This window comes from Streptococcus ferus DSM 20646 (assembly GCF_000372425.1).
Taxonomy (GTDB): Bacteria; Bacillota; Bacilli; order Lactobacillales; family Streptococcaceae; genus Streptococcus; species Streptococcus ferus.
On sequence record NZ_AQVD01000001.1, the window covers coordinates 390,949 to 409,628 of the forward strand.

Consider the following 18,680-nt stretch of genomic DNA (forward strand, 5'->3'; position numbering starts at 1 on the left):
CTAAGTTGTTTTATTTTTTGCTATAATAGGAATACAATAGCTGTAAAAAGAAGGGACATCCTGTGAAAATAAACATAGCATCTAAAGATCAGTTTTATAACTTATCAATACAATACGAAGTAGATGAGAATGTAGATGAAGTCTGGCAGTTAATCGCCACCAATTCGGGTTTTGCAAAGTGGTTTCCAGAGTTGAAAATCGAGGATCGGGCCGACCAAAAAGTCCTTGTTTTTGAAATGGCAGATTTTAGAGAAGAAATGACTGTTCGGTCTTACAGTCCGCAAAGGCAAATCGCTTACGACTGGGCTGGTGCAACGATCACCTTTACAATTGAGGAAATAGCCCGAGGCAGTCAGCTGGTTTTTGAAGAAAGGATTCCGAAACATTTTGGCAATGAATTTTCCACACCTTCCAAGGATATGGCAGGCTGGCTCGTTCAAAATGAGTGTTTGTCCCATCTCCTGAATGGAGAAAAACTTCCAGAGGTGAAAAAACTTCAACAGAAGTGGGAAAGTTATGTTCAATCCCACATCGGTGACGGCAACTAGAATGAGGTGATTATGAATACAATCAAATGCCCCCACTGCGGGACAGTTTTTACGATTAACGAAACAGAATACAGTCAGCTTTTGGCTCAGGTGCGAGGAGCAGAGTTTGAAAAAGAGATTCATGAGCGTCTAGAGCGAGAAACTCAACTTTTACAAGAAAAGTCAAAGAATGACTTGCAGGCTAATCTCAATGATAAGGATAAGGAGATTGCCGAGTTAAGGGCTGAGTTGGATAAGTTATCCGATAAGAATGCGTTGGAACTGGCTAATGCTTTGTCTGACAAGGATAAGGAAGTGCAGAGTCTGAAAAATCAAGTGGACAAGCTGCGTTTGGAGCATGAAAATCAGCTGCAAAAGACCCTTGCTCAGATTGAAAAGGAGCGCGATGAGGCGCAAAATCAATTGGTGGTGCAGGAAAAGGAATCAGCATTATCCTTGGCTGCAGTGCGCAGCGATTACGAAGTACAGCTTAAGGCTGCTAATGAGCAAGTTGAATTTTATAAAAATTTCAAGGCGCAGCAATCGACCAAGGCCATCGGCGAGAGCTTAGAAGCTTATGCAGAAAGTGAGTTCAACAAAGTTCGTTCTTATGCCTTTCCGAATGCTTATTTTGGCAAGGATAATGAGGTGTCGTCTGCTTCTGGTTCTAAGGGAGACTTTATTTTTCGTGAAGCTGATGACAATGGGGTTGAGATTCTATCCATCATGTTTGAGATGAAAAATGAAGCCGATACAACCAAAACCAAGCATAAAAACAGTGATTTTTATAAGGAATTGGACAAGGATCGCCGTGAGAAGAAGTGCGAGTATGCGGTTCTGGTGACCATGCTAGAGGCTGATAATGACTACTTTAACACAGGTATTGTTGATGTCAGCCACGAATACGAAAAGATGTATGTCATCCGCCCTCAGTTCTTTATCCAGCTGATTGGTCTCTTGCGCAATGCTGCCCTCAATAGCCTCCAGTACAAGCAGGAATTGGCCTTGATTCGCGAGCAAAACATTGACATTACCCACTTTGAGGAAGATTTGGAAGTCTTCAAAAATGCCTTTGCCAAGAACTACAATTCCGCATCTACCAACTTCAAAAAAGCCATTGATGAAATCGACAAGGCCATCAAACGCATGGAGGAAGTCAAACGCTTCCTGACTACCAGCGAAAACCAGCTCCGCCTGGCCAACAACAAATTGGATGATGTTTCCGTCAAAAAACTCACCCGCAACAACCCCACCATGAAAGCCAAGTTTGAGGAGTTGAAGGGGGAATAATATGAACGAGCAGATTATGGATTCTTCATATAAGAAACTGGTAACTGATTTGAGTGAAGCTATAAAACAACAAAAACTAGTTATTTTTGTTGGTGCGGGAGTTTCTATTTCACAAGGATATCCCAATTGGAATAATTATGTGGATCATCTCATTAAATATTGGCAAGGTCAAGTACTTGCGGAAAGTAAGAATAGGAATATTGGAATTGAGCAAATAAAAATATTTGATTTAATACTAAGTAAATCTGATATTAGTAATAAACGTAAAGTGGAGTTAGTAAATCAAGAGTTAAAAATTATTTTTGAGAACGATTTCGAGAATCGTAGACTTGACTTCGAAAAAGCTTATTTTAAGAATTTGCTACCATATTCAACTGTTAATCCAACATTGCAACATCTCGCTAGTCTGAATGCTATTTTGATAACATCAAATTATGATTATGAGATTGAAAATCACTTTAAATTATTGAAAAATACAGTAAAGACAGTAAATGATTTAAATGAGTTTCAGAAAATAAAAAAAGGAAACTTATTTCCGGGTGATATTTTACATATTCATGGAACTCCTGATTGTGATGTCAAGTATTTTGTTAGTTCATCAGCAGATTATTCTCAAACGTACTTAAGAAATAGAAAAAATTATAATGATTTAGTTAAATGGTTTAAAAACACTAGACCAACTGTATTGTTTATTGGAGCAGGTTTGGAAGAAGATGAGATATTGTCATTACTTCATGAAGGTAGTAAAAATTATGCTTTAATGAAGGAAGAAAAGTCATCGAATTCAAAAGTTGATGAACATTATAAAACAATTGTTGAAAATTTCTTTAATTCAGAAAATCATACACAGATTATTTGGTTTGGGGATAAATTTGAAGACTTGCCAGTTTTTACTGAGAAATTAGTTAGCGATATTAACAAAGAATTAGGAATTCATGAATTTCATATAGATTGGAAAAAACTGTTAAATCCATTAGCTGCTCAAGAAACATATAACAAATCATTAGATAGTATTTCGAGTGATTCAAACTACTTATCTTCCCTTATCCATAGAGTTATTGAAATTGACAATCCTCAGTTAAATAGTTTGTTATTAGGTGGAATCTTTCAAGGCGAAACAATAAAGCAAATAAAATCAGGCTCTTTTCCTTTATTTTGGAAATTTATTTCTAAAAATATTGAAAAATTAAGCAAGGATGATTGGGAGAAAATTTATTCCATTATTATCCAAGGAAGTCAAAATTGTTATATGGACGATATGTACGTCGTTTATAATCGAGCGATAGAAAAAACTATTTTTAATAATGAAAAATTGAATGAACTAAGAGAAGTTATATCTGAAGATAGTGATGTTATTAACTCTAGTTTTAATCAGGATAGTACCTTATTAGGTTATTGGTTTGTAAATACTTTCGAGCGAAATGATAACTATTTATATATTGAAGATGATAGTGAACTTGAAGTGAATTTAAATCCAGTCAATATAGAAAAAATGGTGAACGTAATAAACAATTCACAAAAATATAGATATTATTCATTTGAGCATTTGCAAGAGGAAAATGAAAATATTGAGCTATTTTATCAGCTTGTGAAGACAAATAGGCTATTTCTTGAAGGTGAGAGTTTTCTAGTAAAAGTTCCTGATGAGTTGTTAGATACAAGATTGGTTCAAAAGCTGCTAGTTCAGTTTGATAACGAGACTGGTTTGAATCAAACCTTAGTTAATAAATTAATCGAGTATATTGATTTCTCTGATATTCACTTTGGCGAAGAGTTAAATACATTTGTTAATAAACACAAAGGTATTATCGATAAAGAGATTCCAGAAAAAACGTATCGAAATATGATTTACTCGATGGAGGGTGGTTTTGTTTCACAGTTTTCGTTTATAACTCAAGAGATGCTAATAGAGTATAAAGAATCTGAATTATTAGATATTTTAGTGAACTCGGAGGATGAACAAAGACGTTCTTCATTCTTAGAAGAAGAGACTGTAAGAGAGACAGAGAATTTTTTAATTAGTGTCTTAAAAAATTCAAATGAATTGTCTGAAAAGGTTTCGAATTTACTAAAAAATCATATTGAAAAATTATTTTCAAAATTTAAGCGCCTTTATACAGAAATTATTATTTCATCAGAAGTTTCAGAAGAACTAAAAAATTTTGTAAAGGAAAAATATTTAGAGAAATTTGATAATGAGTCTTTTGATGATAATGATGAAAAATTCTTTAAATACTTTATAACTCAACAGGATGCTGAACAATCAATTTTTGAAAAATTACTCACTGTTGACCCAAATAAACTTTCAACTTTGAGAGATGATAATAAACGATTAGATATATTTCATTTTATAAATAGTGAATTAGGTTCTTACTTACAGTGTTTAATTTCTTTAATTATTAATCATTCAGAGTACAGTCCCCAGGTAGTTCTGAAGGTAAATGAAATTAAGGATTCGAATTACAAAGAGATTGTACAAGGTGCTTTAATAAGCGAATATGATGATGTTATGAAATTAAATATAACATATCATACGTTCTTAGGGTATACATATTACCATTCCATATTGACTTCAGAAGCGGCTGAAATTTTTATAGATGTTATTAAAGAACTTTTAAATCAAAAAATTGAAGATAATCAAATTCTTAGTAAAGTTTATATGGTTGCTTTGGAATTCATAGACCCGACAAAAGAAACTGTTGAATTATCGCAAAATAATTATGCCATGATGATAAATATTATCTTTACAGAAGAACATGAGTTTCAATTCTCAAAACAGTGGCTATTGGAATTATTTAACCACAATTCAACAGTAAACTATTTAGAAACTATTTCTAATTTATTGTATAGGGAAAATGTCAATCACAATAGATTGTCCGAATTCATTGAGGAACTCAAAAATTTAGTATCAAGATATAAATATAAGTTGTCATCACATAGAATAAATTATTTATTAAAACAAGGAAGTCCCAAATATTTTTCAATAATAAAACAATATTTTTTGATGTTGTTGGAGAATGATAAGTTAGAAAAGGACTACTATTATTTAGATAATATCAAACATATTATCAAGTCATTATCGAAAGAAGAAAGAAAAGAAATATTACATATTGTTCAAAGACAGAAAAATTGTCCTCCGCCGGAAATAGAAGAAATACAAAATCTTATCAGTAAATTAAATTCATAAAAGTTTTTAGAAAATATGTGTAATTATTTAAATATTTTTCCGTTAAAAAACTAACCCGCAAAAACCCGACAATGAAAGCGAAATTTGAAGCCCTGAAGGAGTGATTCTTATGGAAATCAGACATTATCAGCCTTCTGACCTCAAGAAACTGCTGCCCTTGTATGTTGATTTAGGCTATCCAACAGATAAAAGGTCATTAGAAAAGCGTTTAAGTCATTTGTTGAAGCAGCCTAATTATCAGTTACAAGTAGCTCTTCTTGATGATCAGGTCGTTGGTTTTATTGGTTTTTCAAAAATGTATTTTTTTGAACGTGATGGGTTTTATTATCGCATTCTTGCCTTGGCTGTCGGAAAAAGCTACCGTCATCAAGGAGTCGCGACTTCTTTAATCGATCACGTGAAGGAGGTCGCCCACCTAGAAGGGGCCTGTGCCTTAGCGCTGAATAGTGGCATTAGAGATGAACGCAACGAGGCGCATCAGTTCTATCAAAACTACGGTTTCAAACAGGCAAGCTACGGCTTTGCTTTGGAGTTGAGTTAGTAGATGATTTGTTTCAGGGACTATAATGTTAAATCAAATCTTGGAGGTGAGGCGGTCTGATGAATAACATAATCGATTTATCAAAGCCTGTAGCAGAAGTTTTAAAAGAACATCCAGAAATCAAGGAACTGCTCATTGACCTGGGCTTTAAACCTTTGGCTAATCCGGCGATGCTCAATACAGTTGGTAAGGTTACCAGCCTGAAAACGGGTTCAAAGATGGCAGGTATTCCACTTGATGACATCAAGAGAACCTTGATTTTTAATGGCTATGAAGTGATTGGAGACAAATGATGGTAGATGAAAGAATTGACATTTTAAAAGATATTTTACTGGAACTCCATCGAGGGGCCTCGCCAGAAAGTGTTCAGGAGCGCTTTGAAGAGCATTTTACAGGTGTTTCAGCGATGGAAATCAGTCTCATGGAGCATGAACTGATGTCGGCTGATACGGGAGTAACCTTTGAAGATGTCATGAAGCTTTGTAATGTCCACGCCAATCTTTTTAAAGGAGCTGTCCAAAATGTAGAAGTGGCAGACGCAGATCAAGAAGGACATCCGGTCTATGTCTTTAAGCAGGAAAATTTAGCGCTTAGAGCGGCTCTCCTTCGAATCAGAAGGCTGCTGGAGAATCTGGCTAAACCTGAAAGTGCATCCTTTAAAGAGGATATTAGCAAGGGACTCCGCCATCAATTTAGTCTTTTGGGGCAATTCGAGAAGCACTACACACGGAAGGAAAAGCTTTTCTTTCCCATTATGGAGCGCTACGGTCATGATGCTCCACCCAAGGTGATGTGGGGAGTGGACGACGAGATTCGTCAGCTTTTCAAAGAAGCTCAGGCAGCGTTAGATGAACTGCCTAGCGGCTCTATTCAAGACCTGTCGGATAAATTCGAGACCTTCGCCCATGAATTCGAAGAAATGATTTTTAAAGAAGAATCAATTTTACTCATGATTCTTCTGGAAACTTTCTCACAAGATGATTGGCTGGCTGTGGCAGCAGAAAGCGATGCCTACGGCTATGCTATTGTTGCACCGACAGCTGAGTGGGTCCCTAAACGTCAAAGTTTTTTGGAAAGTGAAACAGAGCGTCAAACAAAAACGCAGGTTATTGAAACTGACCAGGGGCAGCTGACCATTACCTTTACCCCTAAAGCAACATCATCTGAAATGGTCACTTCTTCTGACCCACTTCCTATGGGCCACGGGTACCTCTCACCAGAGCAGGCCAATTTAATTCTCAATCATCTTCCATTAGAAATCACTTTTGTTAATAAGGATGATCTTTTCCAATATTATAATGACAGTGTCCCAGCTCAGGAAATGATATTTAAGCGGACGCCAAGCCAGATTGGCCGCCATGTGGATCTTTGTCATCCTCCCAAAGTTTTGGATAAGGTCAAACATATTTTTCAGCTCTTAAAGAGCGGTGAGAAAGACAAGGTGGTGATGTGGTTTAAATCTAAAAGTCTGGGGAAATTTGTTCACGTCACCTATGCAGCTGTCCGTGATGAACAAGGTGATTTTCAAGGTGTTCTAGAATATGTCCAAGACATTCAAGGCTTTTTTGAATTAGACGGCGATACGAAGCGAGATCTTTGAGTCTCTGATAGAGCTTGATTGCTAATAGGCAATCGATTATAATGATGGCGAAAGAAGGTGGTTCCCATGTTTGTATCAAAGCGCATGGCTCTTTGGTCGTCTCTAACTATCCCCGTTTTCCCTTGGATTTTAGGTTCGATTCTATGGTTTTGGCTTCCTAATCGGCTGGCTGTGCATTTCTTTTGGTTAGTTGCGGACGGTTTTAGCAGTAAATCTCAGGTGGTATATCTTTTGCCTTTCTTATTTTTAGGCCTCCATCTGTTGGTGCTTTATAGCATCGGACACGATGGCAAAGAAAGGACACTCCAGCTCTTTTATCTTTTGGTATGGGGCATACCTCTGCTAAGTGTTGTATATTACAGTTTCATTTATATAATTGCTGTCGTTTAGAGAATTCTCCCAGGAGAGTTCTTTTTCTCTGATAAGGGCAATCTATGGTATAATTAAACTTATGATTTCAGGAATTATCAATTTAAAAAAAGAAGCAGGAATGACATCTCATGATGCCGTTTTTAAACTGCGAAAAATACTGGGAGAAAAGAAAATCGGACATGGGGGCACTCTTGATCCCGATGTCGTTGGTGTCCTGCCTATTGCGGTAGGAAAAGCAACCAGAATTCTGGAATTTATGACTGAAGCTGGCAAAGTTTATCAAGGAGAGGTCACTCTTGGTTATGCGACCACAACAGAAGATGCCAGCGGTCAATTGGTTTCTAAAAAATCAGTGGACCAAAACCAACTCAGCTTAGAAGCTATTGATCAGGTCATGACGACCTTTCTGGGGAATATCACCCAAACGCCGCCCATGTATTCAGCGGTGAAAGTGAACGGAAAAAAATTATACGAGTATGCGCGTGCCGGCCAGACGGTTGAACGGCCAAGCCGCCAGATAACTATCCATTCCTTTAAAAGAATCAGTGATTTAACTTTTGAAAACGAGACCTGCCGTTTTCAGTTTGAAGTAGCCTGCAGCAAGGGGACCTATGTCAGAACCTTAGCAGTAGATCTGGGAGAAAAGCTCGGTTTTCCCAGCCATATGTCGCAGCTGACACGAACTTCTTCATCAGGACTTTACCTTGAAGAGGCGCTGACCTTGGCAGAAATAGAAGAAAAGGTTGCAAACGCCGATTTTTCCTTTCTCTTACCTATTGAGAAGGGAGTCAGCGACTTGACTAGCATCAAGCTTAACAGCAGCCAGCTGCAAGCCGTTGCTCATGGACGCTTCATTCAATTGGAACAAGAGGCGGCAGAACTGGCAGCTTTTTTTGACAATCGTCTGGTTGCTATTCTCGAAAAGAGAGCCGATCGTTACAAGCCCCGAAAAGTCTTTATCTGACACACTTAGAAAGTTAATATATGAAAATCATCAACATCAATAAGGAACAGCCCCTACAACATACAGAGGAGACTGTTCTTGTTTTAGGCTATTTTGATGCCTTGCACAGAGGCCATAAGGTGCTTTTTGAGAGAGCCCAAAAACTAGCCCGTCAAAAGGGATTGAAGGTAGCCGTTTTGACTTTTCCAGAGTCGCCTCAGTTGGCATTTTCTCGTTTTAAGCCAGAACTTCTGAATCATATCAATTACCCCGAAAAACGCTTTGCCAAATTCAAAGAATACGGTGTGGACCAGCTTTATTTGACCGAGTTTACATCAGCTTTTTCGCAAATCTCCTCTGATGACTTCATCAATCACTTTATCAAGGGACTGAATGCTAAGGCTGTTGTCATCGGATTTGACTATAAATTTGGCCATAACAAAACCAACTCAGACTATCTGGAACGTAATTTTGACGGCCAAGTTATCACAGTGCCTGAAGTGACCTATCAAGGTGAAAAAATCAGTTCAACGCGTATTCGCAAGCTGATTAAACAGGGGGAAGTCGCTCAAGTGAATGACTTGCTGGGGTATGAATTTTCGACGCGCGGAATTGTTGTCCATGGGGATGCCCGCGGCAGGACAATCGGCTTTCCAACTGCCAATCTGGCTCCTATTGATCGAACGCATTTACCGGCAGACGGTGTTTATGTAGCAGATGTTCTTGTCGGAGGCCGACGCTATCGGTCGATGACCAGTGTGGGCAAGAATATCACCTTTGGCGGTACCGAGCTGAGATTGGAAGCCAATATCTTTGATTTTGAGAGGGACATCTATGGAGAGACTATTGAGATTCTTTGGCTGTCTAAGATTAGAGACATGGTTAAATTCAATGGGATTGATGATTTAATTGCGGAATTAAAAGCGGATAAAGAAATTGCATTAAATTACAGAAAAAACATAGTCAAGTCCTGAAAAATCTTGTATAATGGAGTTCGAGATTATTAAAGGGGCGAAATAAATGGTTACCTTATTTCTATCACCCAGCTGCACAAGCTGCCGAAAAGCTAGGGCATGGCTAGAAAAACATGATGTTGCATTTCAGGAGCATAATATTATTACCAGTCCATTAAACAAAGAGGAGCTGGTAGCCATCCTATCTTTTACTGAGAACGGTACAGAAGATATTATTTCAACACGATCTAAAGTATTCCAAAAATTAAATATTGACATTGATGAACTGTCTGTATCAGAGTTAATCACGTTAATTGCCGAAAACCCAAGTCTCTTACGCCGGCCGATCATCATGGATCGGAAACGGATGCAGATCGGTTTCAACGAAGATGAAATCCGTGCTTTCCTATCAAGAGATTATCGAAAACAAGAACTTCGTCAAGCAACGATAAGAGCTGAAATTGAGGATATAGATGCTTAAGAACTATGCTTATCCATTAGATTTATCTTGGAGCACTGATGAAATTGCCTCAGTGCTTTCTTTTTTGAATACGGTAGAAAAAGCCTACGAAGAGAAGGTTTCAGCAGAAGAAATCTTGCGACAGTATAAATCCTATAAAACAGTTGTTAAAAGCAAGAGTCAGGAAAAGCAGATTGACCGTGACTTTGAAAAGGTTAGCGGCTATTCTACCTACCAGACCGTGAAGGCTGCCAGAGAAAATGAGAAAGGATTCATTTCCCTTGGAAAATAAATTTCAATTAGCCAAAGACGTCATCTATGAGGCGGGGAATTTCATCAAAGAAAGGATGGCAGGAGACTTTGCCATTGAAGAAAAAAGTCGCTTTGATGATTTAGTAACGGATTTGGATAGGGATGTCCAAAATTTGATGATTCAAAAGATTGGCGACCGCTATCCGCAGGATGATTTTTTAGGTGAGGAAAATGGGGTCGTTTCGGATATTTCAAAGGGAAATGTCTGGGTTCTTGACCCTATCGACGGAACCGTTAATTTTATTGCCCAGAAACATGATTTTGCGGTCATGATTGCCTACTATGAAGAAGGAGTTGGGCAATTCGGGCTGATCTACGATGTTATGGCAGACAAACTATACTCTGGAGGCGGTCTTTTTCCTGTCACAGTCAACGGCAAAGAACTGACCTCTTTTGAAGACAAACCCTTCAATCGCTCCCTGATTGGGGTCAACAGTGGGATGTGTATCCAGAATTACAGAGGCATAGCTGATTTTGGACAGCAAACCTTGGGGATTCGTGGCATAGGAAGTGCAGGGATTAGTATCAGTCGTGTTCTCGAGGGGCGTTTTTTAGCTTATTTTACGCACATATCACCTTGGGATTATGCAGCAGGAAGCATCATGGGAGAAAAGCTGGGATACACCATCAGAGACTTTGACGGTCACTCCCCGGATTACAAGACGAGGCAGGAACTCATGTTTGTTCCTAAGGCCAAATTATCTGAAATTTTGCATCATTTGAAATAAGGCAGGCCTGTCTTATTTTTTTGCCTCCTTTTTCCTAATTTAGTATAATATAAAGGCATGGAAAACGCTTGGTTTAGAGAGGATGGTTCCGCTTACAGAAGGCCATCTCTTTTAGGGTGAAAAGTCTTTGCAAATGGTCCTAACTATGTTATAGTTGAAGATAGGAAATTATTTGAAACTATTATAGTAGAGATTTCTAAATTTGTTCCAGTCTGAAAGGAAAGACATCAATTGAAAAAGAGTTCAAAAGTTGTATTGACGGCATTAACGGCCCTTATGGGACTGAGCCTATCGGCATGTGCTAGTTGGATTGATAAAGGAGAGTCCATAACATCTGTTGGTTCCACCGCCCTCCAGCCCTTGGTAGAAGCAGCAGCTGATGAGTTTGGTCATGAGAATATGGGCAAATCAATCAATGTTCAGGGAGGAGGTTCTGGAACAGGACTTTCTCAGGTGCAATCTGGAGCAGTTCAGATTGGCAATAGTGATGTATTTGCGGAAGAAAAAGATGGAATTGACGCCTCGGCTCTCGTGGATCACAAAGTTGCTGTCGCAGGTCTGGCTGTTGTGGTTAATAAAAAAGTCAAGGTTTCCAATCTGACGACTGAGCAACTTCAGAAAATCTTTACAGGGGAATACACCAATTGGAAGCAGGTTGGTGGCCAGGACTTAGCCATTTCCATTATCAATCGAGCGGCCAGTTCTGGTTCTCGTGCGACCTTTGACGGAGTCATTATGGATGGGAAAACTGCCAAGCAAAGTCAAGAGCAGGACTCAAACGGTATGGTTAAGTCAATTGTTTCTCAAACACCGGGAGCTATTTCTTATCTCGCTTTTGCTTACATGGACAATTCAGTTAAAACCATCAGCCTCAATGGTTTTGCACCTACTGCAAAAAATGTTGCCACTAATGACTGGCCGATTTGGGCTTATGAACATATGTATACAAAAGGCAAACCAACCGGCCTAACCAAACAATTTTTGGAATATATGATGAGCGATACGGTTCAAAATGGTGTGGTTGACAGTATGGGTTATATTTCAATCAATGATATGAAAGTTGTGAAGCAGCCAGATGGTACTGTGACAGCTAAATAAGGAGATATTGTGAAAAATCAAGAACTTGCTAAAAAATTAGTAACCCCTTCAAAAAATTCAAGATTAGAGAAATTTGGTAAGACGCTGACCTTTCTTTGTCTGGGTCTGATTGTCTTTATTGTGGCTATGATTTTGATTTTTGTTGCCCAAAAAGGATTGTCAACCTTTTTTGTTGATAAAATCAATCCTTTGAAGTTTCTCTTTGGAACAGAATGGCAGCCAAGTGTTAAAGGACCCGATGGCAATCCTTACTTAGGAGCCCTCCCAATGATTTTAGGCTCTTTCATTGTCACCATTTTATCTGCCTTGATTGCGACCCCTTTTGCTATCGGTGCAGCAGTCTTTATGACCGAGATATCTCCTAAAAAAGGGGCTCGCATTATGCAGCCTGCGATTGAGCTTTTAGTAGGGATTCCTTCGGTTGTTTATGGATTTATTGGTCTGCAAGTGGTCGTTCCTTTCGTTCGTTCTATTTTTGGGGGAACAGGATTCGGGATTTTATCTGGTGTTTTTGTCCTCTTTGTTATGATTTTGCCAACAGTGACCTTTATGACTGTTGATAGCTTGAAGGCAGTCCCTCGTCACTATAAAGAAGCTAGTTTAGCTATGGGGGCTACTCGTTGGCAAACCATTTGGCGTGTGATTTTAAACGCTGCCCGTCCAGGGATTTTTACAGCCATTGTCTTTGGAATGGCCCGTGCCTTTGGTGAAGCCTTGGCTATCCAGATGGTAGTAGGTAACTCTGCTGTTATCCCAACTTCATTAACAACACCTGCGGCAACGTTAACTTCGGTTTTAACCATGGGAATTGGAAATACCGTTATGGGAACCGTTCAGAATAATGTTCTTTGGTCCCTAGCATTGGTTCTGTTAATCATGAGCTTAGCCTTTAATACCATTATTAAATTAATCACAAGAGAGGGTAAGAAAAACTATGCACGCTAAAAAAATCAATAAACTTGCCACCTGGATTCTCTATACCATTGCTGCAATTATTGTTACTATTCTTGCATCATTGATCCTTTTTATCCTCGTTCGTGGCTTGCCTCATGTGAATTGGTCTTTCCTGACTGGACGCTCTTCGTCCTATCAAGCAGGCGGTGGTATTGGGATTCAGCTTTATAATTCCTTTTTTCTGCTGATTATTACGCTGATTATTTCGATTCCGCTTTCGATGGGAGCAGGGATTTACCTTGCTGAGTATGCTAAGGCAGGTCCTTTAACTAACTTCATTAGAACCTGTATTGAAATTTTGTCCTCTTTGCCATCTGTTGTCGTGGGGCTTTTTGGTTACTTAATCTTTGTTGTTCAGTTTCAGTATGGCTTCTCCATTATCTCAGGGGCATTGGCCTTGACCGTCTTTAATTTGCCCATGATGACCCGTAATGTTGAAGACAGCCTGAATACTGTACATCATACACAGAGGGAAGCTGGTCTGGCACTGGGAATCTCACGGTGGGAAACAGTTGTTCATGTGGTTATCCCAGAAGCTCTTCCAGGAATTGTAACGGGTATCGTGCTGGCTTCTGGCCGTATTTTTGGGGAAGCAGCTGCTCTTATCTACACCGCAGGACAGTCTGCTCCGCCATTGGATTGGTCTAACTGGAATATTCTTAGTGTTACTAGTCCGATTTCTATTTTCCGCCAAGCAGAGACTTTGGCTGTTCATATCTGGAAAGTTAACAGTGAAGGAACGATTCCTGACGGAACACAAGTGTCTGCTGGAAGTGCGGCAGTCTTACTGATCTTTATTTTGATTTTTAACTTATCAGCTCGCTATATTGGTAAGAAACTTCATGAGAAATTGACTTCAGCTTAGAGGAGAACTATATTGTCAGATTATAACTGGAATGAAAGACATATCATTACCTTTCCAAATGAAGAATTAGCCTTGACAACCAAAGATTTGCACGTTTATTACGGTGAAAACGAGGCCATCAAAGGCATTGATATGCAGTTTGAAAAAAATAAAATTACGGCTTTAATTGGTCCGTCGGGATGCGGGAAGTCTACCTTTCTTCGCAGCTTGAACCGTATGAATGATACCATCGATATTGCAAAAGTCACAGGAGAAATCCTATATGAAGGGATTGACGTTAACGCTCCCAATATCAATGTCTATGAAATGCGTAAGCATATTGGGATGGTATTTCAGCGCCCCAATCCATTTGCAAAGTCAATCTATGACAACATTACCTTTGCGCATGAGAGAGCAGGGGTCAAAGATAAAAAGACCTTAGATGAAATTGTAGAAACCTCCTTGCGGCAGGCAGCCCTATGGGATCAGGTTAAAGATGACCTGCATAAGTCAGCCTTTACCCTGTCTGGAGGACAGCAGCAGCGGCTTTGTATCGCCCGAGCGATTTCTGTCAAACCAGATATTCTGCTTATGGACGAACCGGCTTCTGCACTTGACCCCATTGCAACAATGCAGCTGGAAGAAACCATGCTAGAACTGAAGAAGAACTACACGATTATTATCGTCACACACAACATGCAGCAGGCGGCGCGGGCTAGTGATTATACAGCTTTCTTCTACTTGGGCGATTTGATTGAATACGATAAGACGAAAAAGATTTTCCAAAATGCACAATTGCAGTCAACCAGCGATTATGTCTCAGGAAGATTTGGATAGGAGTTGAAGAATGACAGAACCGATTTTAAGTGTAAAAGATCTATCTCTTTATTTTGGGAAGAAAAAAGCACTTAACAGTATCTCAATGGATTTTTATCCAAATGAAATCACCGCGCTCATTGGACCGTCTGGTTCAGGTAAGTCAACCCTTCTGCGTTCCATCAATCGGATGAATGATTTGAATCCTGATGCCACCCTAACAGGAACCATTGTCTACAATGGTCATAACATATACAGTCCTCGAACAGATACGGTTGATTTGAGAAAAGAGATTGGTATGGTTTTCCAGCAGCCCAATCCCTTTCCAATGTCTATCTATGAAAATGTTGTCTATGGTTTGCGTCTCAAGGGGATCAAGGACAAGAAAATCCTAGACGAAACGGTGGAATCGTCTCTCAAAGGCGCTTCCATCTGGGAAGAAGTCAAAGATCGTCTCCACGACTCGGCCCTAGGTCTCTCCGGCGGTCAGCAGCAGCGTATCTGTGTCGCCCGTGTCTTGGCGACTAGTCCCAATATTATCTTATTAGATGAGCCAACATCGGCTCTGGATCCGATTTCAGCAGGTAAAATCGAAGAGACACTTTATGGTCTGAAAGACCAATATACCTTGCTCATTGTGACGCGTTCGATGCAGCAGGCTTCTCGTATTTCAGATAGAACAGGTTTCTTTTTAGGAGGCGATCTGATTGAATATGGGAAAACCAAGGAAATGTTCCTGAATCCTAAGCATAAGGAAACAGAAGATTATATCACTGGTAAGTTTGGATAGTCGTAATAAAAATATATGTTAAGGAAGTGACCTCATGTTAAGAACACAATTCGAAGAAGAATTAGATAAATTACATAATCAATTTTATGCAATGGGGACAGAAGTCCTCGCACAAATTAACAAGACCGTTCGTGCCTTCGTCAGCCATGACCGTGATTTGGCTAAAGAAGTGATTGAAGACGATGAAGTCATCAATGAATACGAAACAAAGCTTGAGAAAAAATCTCTTGAGATTATTGCGCTTCAGCAGCCTGTTTCTCAGGATTTACGGACCGTCATTACAGTTTTGAAGGCGAGCAGCGATGTGGAGCGTATGGGAGACCACGCCACTTCGGTTGCTCGAGCAACGATTCGTATGAAAGGTGAAGAACGTATCCCTGTTGTTGAAGAAGAAATCACTAAGATGGGGCATGCCGTTAAACAAATGGTGGAAGAAGCACTCAATGTTTACATCACGAGTGATGATTCAAAAGCCTATGAAGTAGCGGCCAACGATGAGGTTATTGATAATTATTTCCGTGAAATTCAGGCATTGGCGGTGGAAGAAATCCGTAAAACACCTGATGCAATCTTTTCTGGAAAAGAATATTTCCAAGTTCTGCTTTATTTAGAGCGGATTGGGGACTATGCGAAAAACCTTTGTGAATGGGTTGTTTATCTGAAAACTGGAAAAATTATTGAACTATAAGCTGAAACAAACAATGAGATATGAAGGAGATTCATGAAAACGGTAGAACATTTTTTTGAAAAGTTTATTCCTGAAAATTACAATATCTTCCTAGATATCAATCGTAGCGAGAAAGCTTTCTTTGGAAATGTCGCAATTAGCGGTGAAGCTCTTGATCATCAAATTGCTCTTCACCAAAAAGACTTGGTAATTCATTCAGTATTATTGGATAATCAAGATCTTTCCTATGACTTGGATCAAGACAGTGAGTCTGTTCGTATTGAACTTCCTGAGACAGGCAGCATGACTCTTGTCTTAGAGTTTTCAGGGAAAATAACAGATAATATGACGGGCATATACCCGTCTTACTACACCTTAAACGGCCAGAAAAAAGAAATTATTTCAACACAGTTTGAAAGTCATTTTGCACGGGAAGCCTTTCCGTGTATTGATGAACCAGAAGCTAAGGCGACCTTTGATTTGGCCATCAAGTTTGATCAGGCCCAAGGAGAACTGGTTCTTTCAAATATGCCGGAAATCAATGTGGACAGACGGGAGGATTCCGGTGTTTGGACATTTGACACAACACCGAGAATGTCTTCCTACCTCTTAGCCTTTGCTTTAGGTGAGCTGCGAGGAAAAACAGCTAAAAGCAAAAATGGTACAGAGGTCGGTGTCTTTGCTACCGTGGCTCAGCCTGAGAGTGCTGTTGATTTTGCACTTGATATGGCTACTCGGGTGATTGACTTCTACGAAGACTATTTCAAGGTTCCTTATCCACTTCCTCAGTCTTACCATGTAGCCTTACCTGACTTTTCAGCAGGTGCCATGGAAAATTGGGGCTTGGTGACTTATCGTGAAGTTTATCTGTTGGTAGACCAGAATTCAACCGTTTCTAGTCGTCAGCAGGTCGCCTTGGTCGTTGCTCATGAGTTGGCACATCAATGGTTTGGAAATCTTGTTACCATGAAATGGTGGGATGACCTTTGGCTTAATGAAAGTTTTGCCAATATGATGGAATATGTTGCCGTTGATGCTGTCGAACCTAGTTGGAAGATCTTTGAAGATTTTCAGACCACCGGTGTGCCAGCAGCGCTAAAACGTGATGCAACAGACGGTGTCCAGTCCGTCCATGTTGCGGTTAATCACCCTGATGAAATCAATACGCTGTTTGACGCAGCGATTGTTTATGCTAAGGGGAGCCGTCTCATGCACATGCTTCGCAGATGGCTGGGTGATGAAGCTTTCTCAGCTGGTCTAAAGGCTTATTTTGAAAAACATCAATATGGTAACACTATAGGACGTGATTTATGGAATGCTTTGTCAGCTGCCTCAGGGCGTGATGTAGCGAGCTTTATGGATTCTTGGCTGGAACAGCCGGGGTATCCACTAGTTACTCTTGATTTGGACGGTGACAGTCTGATAATCAGTCAAAAACAATTCTTTATCGGTGAGCATCAGGAAAAAGGAAGGCTTTGGCAAATACCTCTCAACAGTAATTGGACCGGTCTGCCTGATACGCTCACGGAAGAAACAGTCATTATTAAAGATTTCAAACGGCTGGCCGAACAGAATCAAGAAAATGGACCGCTCCGTTTAAACACAGCTAATACGGCCCACTATCTTAGTGACTATCAGGGAGAACTACTAGAGACTATTCTAGATAATTTTGATACCTTGGATACCACATCGAAGTTGCAAATTATTCAGGAGCGTCGTCTTTTGGCAGAAAGCGGAGAGATTTCTTATGATCAGTTGGTTCCTCTTTTGACAAAACTAGCTTCTGAAAGCTCTTATCTAGTAGTGTCGGCAGCCAGTCAGCTCATCAATGGCCTAGAGCGTTTCCTTGATGAAGATAGTTTTGCTGAGAAACGGTTTAAAACGTTGGTTCAAGCAGTCAATCAGCAAAATTATAAACGTTTAGGTTTTGAGAAAAGGGCTGAGGAAAGTGATGAGGACGAAATGGTTCGGCAGCTGACGCTATCCAACATGACCTACGCTGATGATGACGACGTGGCAGAAAAATCACAGCAGATTTTTGCGGCAAATAAAGACAATATCGAGGGGATCCCTGCAGCTATTCGCTCCTTTGTCCTCATCAATGAATTGAAGAGAGTAGAGAGTCAGGAATTAGTCTCACTTTACTTGGATGCTTATGTTAAGACGAATGATGGCACTTTTAGAAGAGAACTTGCAGCAGCGCTTTCTCACACCAAGCAGGTGCAAACACTGGAGCGTCTGGTTGAGGCTTTGAGAGATAAGGATATTGTAAAACCTCAAGATTTGTCGCTTTGGTATGCGGTCTTGCTTCGTAAACCTTTTGCGCAGGAAACAGTTTGGACTTGGGCAAGAGAAAATTGGCAATGGATTAAGAAAACACTGGGCGGCGATATGAGTTTTGATGCTTTTGTAGTTATCCCAGCCAACATCTTTAAAACACAAATCCGTCTAGACGAATACAAGGCATTCTTTGAACCTCAGCTTGATGATATGGCGCTTAGCCGTAATATTTCAATGGGGATTAAGGAGATTGGAGCCAAAATTCAGCTAATTAATCGCAATAAGGCGGCTGTAGAAGCGGCTATTGTGGAAAAATAA

General features: G+C 39.7%; 19 protein-coding genes. All 19 read left to right on the forward strand.

The window, feature by feature from the left end; all coding sequences use genetic code 11:
* The first annotated feature begins 62 nt into the window (after positions 1 to 62).
* The 19 genes from A3GY_RS0101975 to A3GY_RS0102065 all read left to right on the forward strand — a co-directional run bounded on the left by A3GY_RS0101975 (position 63) and on the right by A3GY_RS0102065 (position 18,680).
* On the forward strand, positions 63 to 548 hold the full coding sequence (locus A3GY_RS0101975) for an SRPBCC domain-containing protein (RefSeq protein ID WP_018029720.1): 486 nt from the start codon (positions 63 to 65) through the stop codon (positions 546 to 548).
* Positions 549 to 560: 12 nt separating this feature from the next.
* On the forward strand, positions 561 to 1,817 hold the full coding sequence (locus tag A3GY_RS0101980; protein WP_018029721.1) for a DUF2130 domain-containing protein: 1,257 nt from the start codon (positions 561 to 563) through the stop codon (positions 1,815 to 1,817).
* Between the two features lies 1 nt (position 1,818).
* Positions 1,819 to 5,004 (forward strand): SIR2 family protein, encoded by a 3,186-nt coding sequence (locus A3GY_RS0101985; RefSeq protein WP_018029722.1) that lies wholly within the window; start codon positions 1,819 to 1,821, stop codon positions 5,002 to 5,004.
* 109 nt (positions 5,005 to 5,113) lie between these two features.
* Positions 5,114 to 5,545: a GNAT family N-acetyltransferase gene (locus A3GY_RS0101990; RefSeq protein ID WP_018029723.1), complete on the forward strand. Its 432-nt coding sequence runs from the start codon at positions 5,114 to 5,116 to the stop codon at positions 5,543 to 5,545.
* A 59-nt stretch (positions 5,546 to 5,604) separates the two neighbouring features.
* The gene (locus tag A3GY_RS0101995) at positions 5,605 to 5,838 is read left to right on the forward strand and encodes a DUF1858 domain-containing protein (protein WP_018029724.1); all 234 of its coding nucleotides are present in this window, start codon (positions 5,605 to 5,607) and stop codon (positions 5,836 to 5,838) included.
* A complete protein-coding gene (locus tag A3GY_RS0102000; RefSeq protein WP_018029725.1) occupies positions 5,838 to 7,145 on the forward strand; it encodes a DUF438 domain-containing protein in 1,308 nt (435 codons plus the stop codon). Before A3GY_RS0101995 ends, A3GY_RS0102000 begins: the two co-directional genes overlap by 1 nt.
* Before the next feature lie 84 nt (positions 7,146 to 7,229).
* Positions 7,230 to 7,535, forward strand: coding sequence for a DUF1648 domain-containing protein (locus A3GY_RS10515; protein WP_408641237.1), 306 nt, complete (start codon positions 7,230 to 7,232; stop codon positions 7,533 to 7,535).
* 61 nt (positions 7,536 to 7,596) lie between these two features.
* Entirely contained in the window at positions 7,597 to 8,481 is an 885-nt protein-coding gene (gene truB / locus A3GY_RS0102010) for a tRNA pseudouridine(55) synthase TruB (RefSeq protein ID WP_018029727.1), read from the forward strand.
* A gap of 20 nt (positions 8,482 to 8,501) precedes the next feature.
* Complete coding sequence (locus A3GY_RS0102015; protein ID WP_018029728.1) at positions 8,502 to 9,434, forward strand: bifunctional riboflavin kinase/FAD synthetase; 933 nt, start codon at positions 8,502 to 8,504, stop codon at positions 9,432 to 9,434.
* A 46-nt stretch (positions 9,435 to 9,480) separates the two neighbouring features.
* A complete protein-coding gene (locus tag A3GY_RS0102020) occupies positions 9,481 to 9,894 on the forward strand; it encodes a Spx/MgsR family RNA polymerase-binding regulatory protein (protein ID WP_018029729.1) in 414 nt (137 codons plus the stop codon).
* Positions 9,887 to 10,165: a UPF0223 family protein gene (locus tag A3GY_RS0102025; RefSeq protein ID WP_018029730.1), complete on the forward strand. Its 279-nt coding sequence runs from the start codon at positions 9,887 to 9,889 to the stop codon at positions 10,163 to 10,165. The genes A3GY_RS0102020 and A3GY_RS0102025 overlap by 8 nt, the downstream gene beginning before the upstream one ends.
* The gene (locus tag A3GY_RS0102030) at positions 10,155 to 10,913 is read left to right on the forward strand and encodes an inositol monophosphatase family protein (RefSeq protein WP_018029731.1); all 759 of its coding nucleotides are present in this window, start codon (positions 10,155 to 10,157) and stop codon (positions 10,911 to 10,913) included. The genes A3GY_RS0102025 and A3GY_RS0102030 overlap by 11 nt, the downstream gene beginning before the upstream one ends.
* Before the next feature lie 231 nt (positions 10,914 to 11,144).
* Positions 11,145 to 12,011, forward strand: a complete 867-nt coding sequence (locus A3GY_RS0102035) for a phosphate ABC transporter substrate-binding protein PstS family protein (protein ID WP_018029732.1) — start codon at positions 11,145 to 11,147, stop codon at positions 12,009 to 12,011.
* A 9-nt stretch (positions 12,012 to 12,020) separates the two neighbouring features.
* Positions 12,021 to 12,956: a phosphate ABC transporter permease subunit PstC gene (gene pstC, locus A3GY_RS0102040; protein ID WP_018029733.1), complete on the forward strand. Its 936-nt coding sequence runs from the start codon at positions 12,021 to 12,023 to the stop codon at positions 12,954 to 12,956.
* Complete coding sequence (gene pstA, locus A3GY_RS0102045; protein WP_018029734.1) at positions 12,946 to 13,830, forward strand: phosphate ABC transporter permease PstA; 885 nt, start codon at positions 12,946 to 12,948, stop codon at positions 13,828 to 13,830. The genes pstC and pstA overlap by 11 nt, the downstream gene beginning before the upstream one ends.
* A 12-nt stretch (positions 13,831 to 13,842) precedes the next feature.
* Positions 13,843 to 14,646 (forward strand): phosphate ABC transporter ATP-binding protein PstB, encoded by an 804-nt coding sequence (pstB, locus tag A3GY_RS0102050; protein ID WP_018029735.1) that lies wholly within the window; start codon positions 13,843 to 13,845, stop codon positions 14,644 to 14,646.
* A 10-nt stretch (positions 14,647 to 14,656) separates the two neighbouring features.
* The gene (gene pstB / locus A3GY_RS0102055; RefSeq protein WP_018029736.1) at positions 14,657 to 15,415 is read left to right on the forward strand and encodes a phosphate ABC transporter ATP-binding protein PstB; all 759 of its coding nucleotides are present in this window, start codon (positions 14,657 to 14,659) and stop codon (positions 15,413 to 15,415) included.
* A 34-nt stretch (positions 15,416 to 15,449) separates the two neighbouring features.
* The gene (gene phoU / locus A3GY_RS0102060; RefSeq protein ID WP_018029737.1) at positions 15,450 to 16,103 is read left to right on the forward strand and encodes a phosphate signaling complex protein PhoU; all 654 of its coding nucleotides are present in this window, start codon (positions 15,450 to 15,452) and stop codon (positions 16,101 to 16,103) included.
* Between the two features lie 33 nt (positions 16,104 to 16,136).
* Entirely contained in the window at positions 16,137 to 18,680 is a 2,544-nt protein-coding gene (locus A3GY_RS0102065) for a M1 family metallopeptidase (RefSeq protein ID WP_018029738.1), read from the forward strand.

Bases quoted from the DNA above. Each gene is read 5' to 3' on its own strand.
- A3GY_RS0101980 (WP_018029721.1), top strand. From the start codon at position 561: ATGAATACAATCAAATGCCCCCACTGCGGGACAGTTTTTACGATTAAC.
- A3GY_RS0101985 (WP_018029722.1), top strand. From the start codon at position 1,819: ATGAACGAGCAGATTATGGATTCTTCATATAAGAAACTGGTAACTGAT.
- A3GY_RS0101990 (WP_018029723.1), top strand. From the start codon at position 5,114: ATGGAAATCAGACATTATCAGCCTTCTGACCTCAAGAAACTGCTGCCC.
- A3GY_RS0101995 (WP_018029724.1), top strand. From the start codon at position 5,605: ATGAATAACATAATCGATTTATCAAAGCCTGTAGCAGAAGTTTTAAAA.
- A3GY_RS0102000 (WP_018029725.1), top strand. From the start codon at position 5,838: ATGGTAGATGAAAGAATTGACATTTTAAAAGATATTTTACTGGAACTC.
- A3GY_RS10515 (WP_408641237.1), top strand. From the start codon at position 7,230: ATGGCTCTTTGGTCGTCTCTAACTATCCCCGTTTTCCCTTGGATTTTA.
- truB (WP_018029727.1), top strand. From the start codon at position 7,597: ATGATTTCAGGAATTATCAATTTAAAAAAAGAAGCAGGAATGACATCT.
- A3GY_RS0102015 (WP_018029728.1), top strand. From the start codon at position 8,502: ATGAAAATCATCAACATCAATAAGGAACAGCCCCTACAACATACAGAG.
- A3GY_RS0102020 (WP_018029729.1), top strand. From the start codon at position 9,481: ATGGTTACCTTATTTCTATCACCCAGCTGCACAAGCTGCCGAAAAGCT.
- A3GY_RS0102025 (WP_018029730.1), top strand. From the start codon at position 9,887: ATGCTTAAGAACTATGCTTATCCATTAGATTTATCTTGGAGCACTGAT.
- pstA (WP_018029734.1), top strand. From the start codon at position 12,946: ATGCACGCTAAAAAAATCAATAAACTTGCCACCTGGATTCTCTATACC.
- pstB (WP_018029736.1), top strand. From the start codon at position 14,657: ATGACAGAACCGATTTTAAGTGTAAAAGATCTATCTCTTTATTTTGGG.
- phoU (WP_018029737.1), top strand. From the start codon at position 15,450: ATGTTAAGAACACAATTCGAAGAAGAATTAGATAAATTACATAATCAA.
- A3GY_RS0102065 (WP_018029738.1), top strand. From the start codon at position 16,137: ATGAAAACGGTAGAACATTTTTTTGAAAAGTTTATTCCTGAAAATTAC.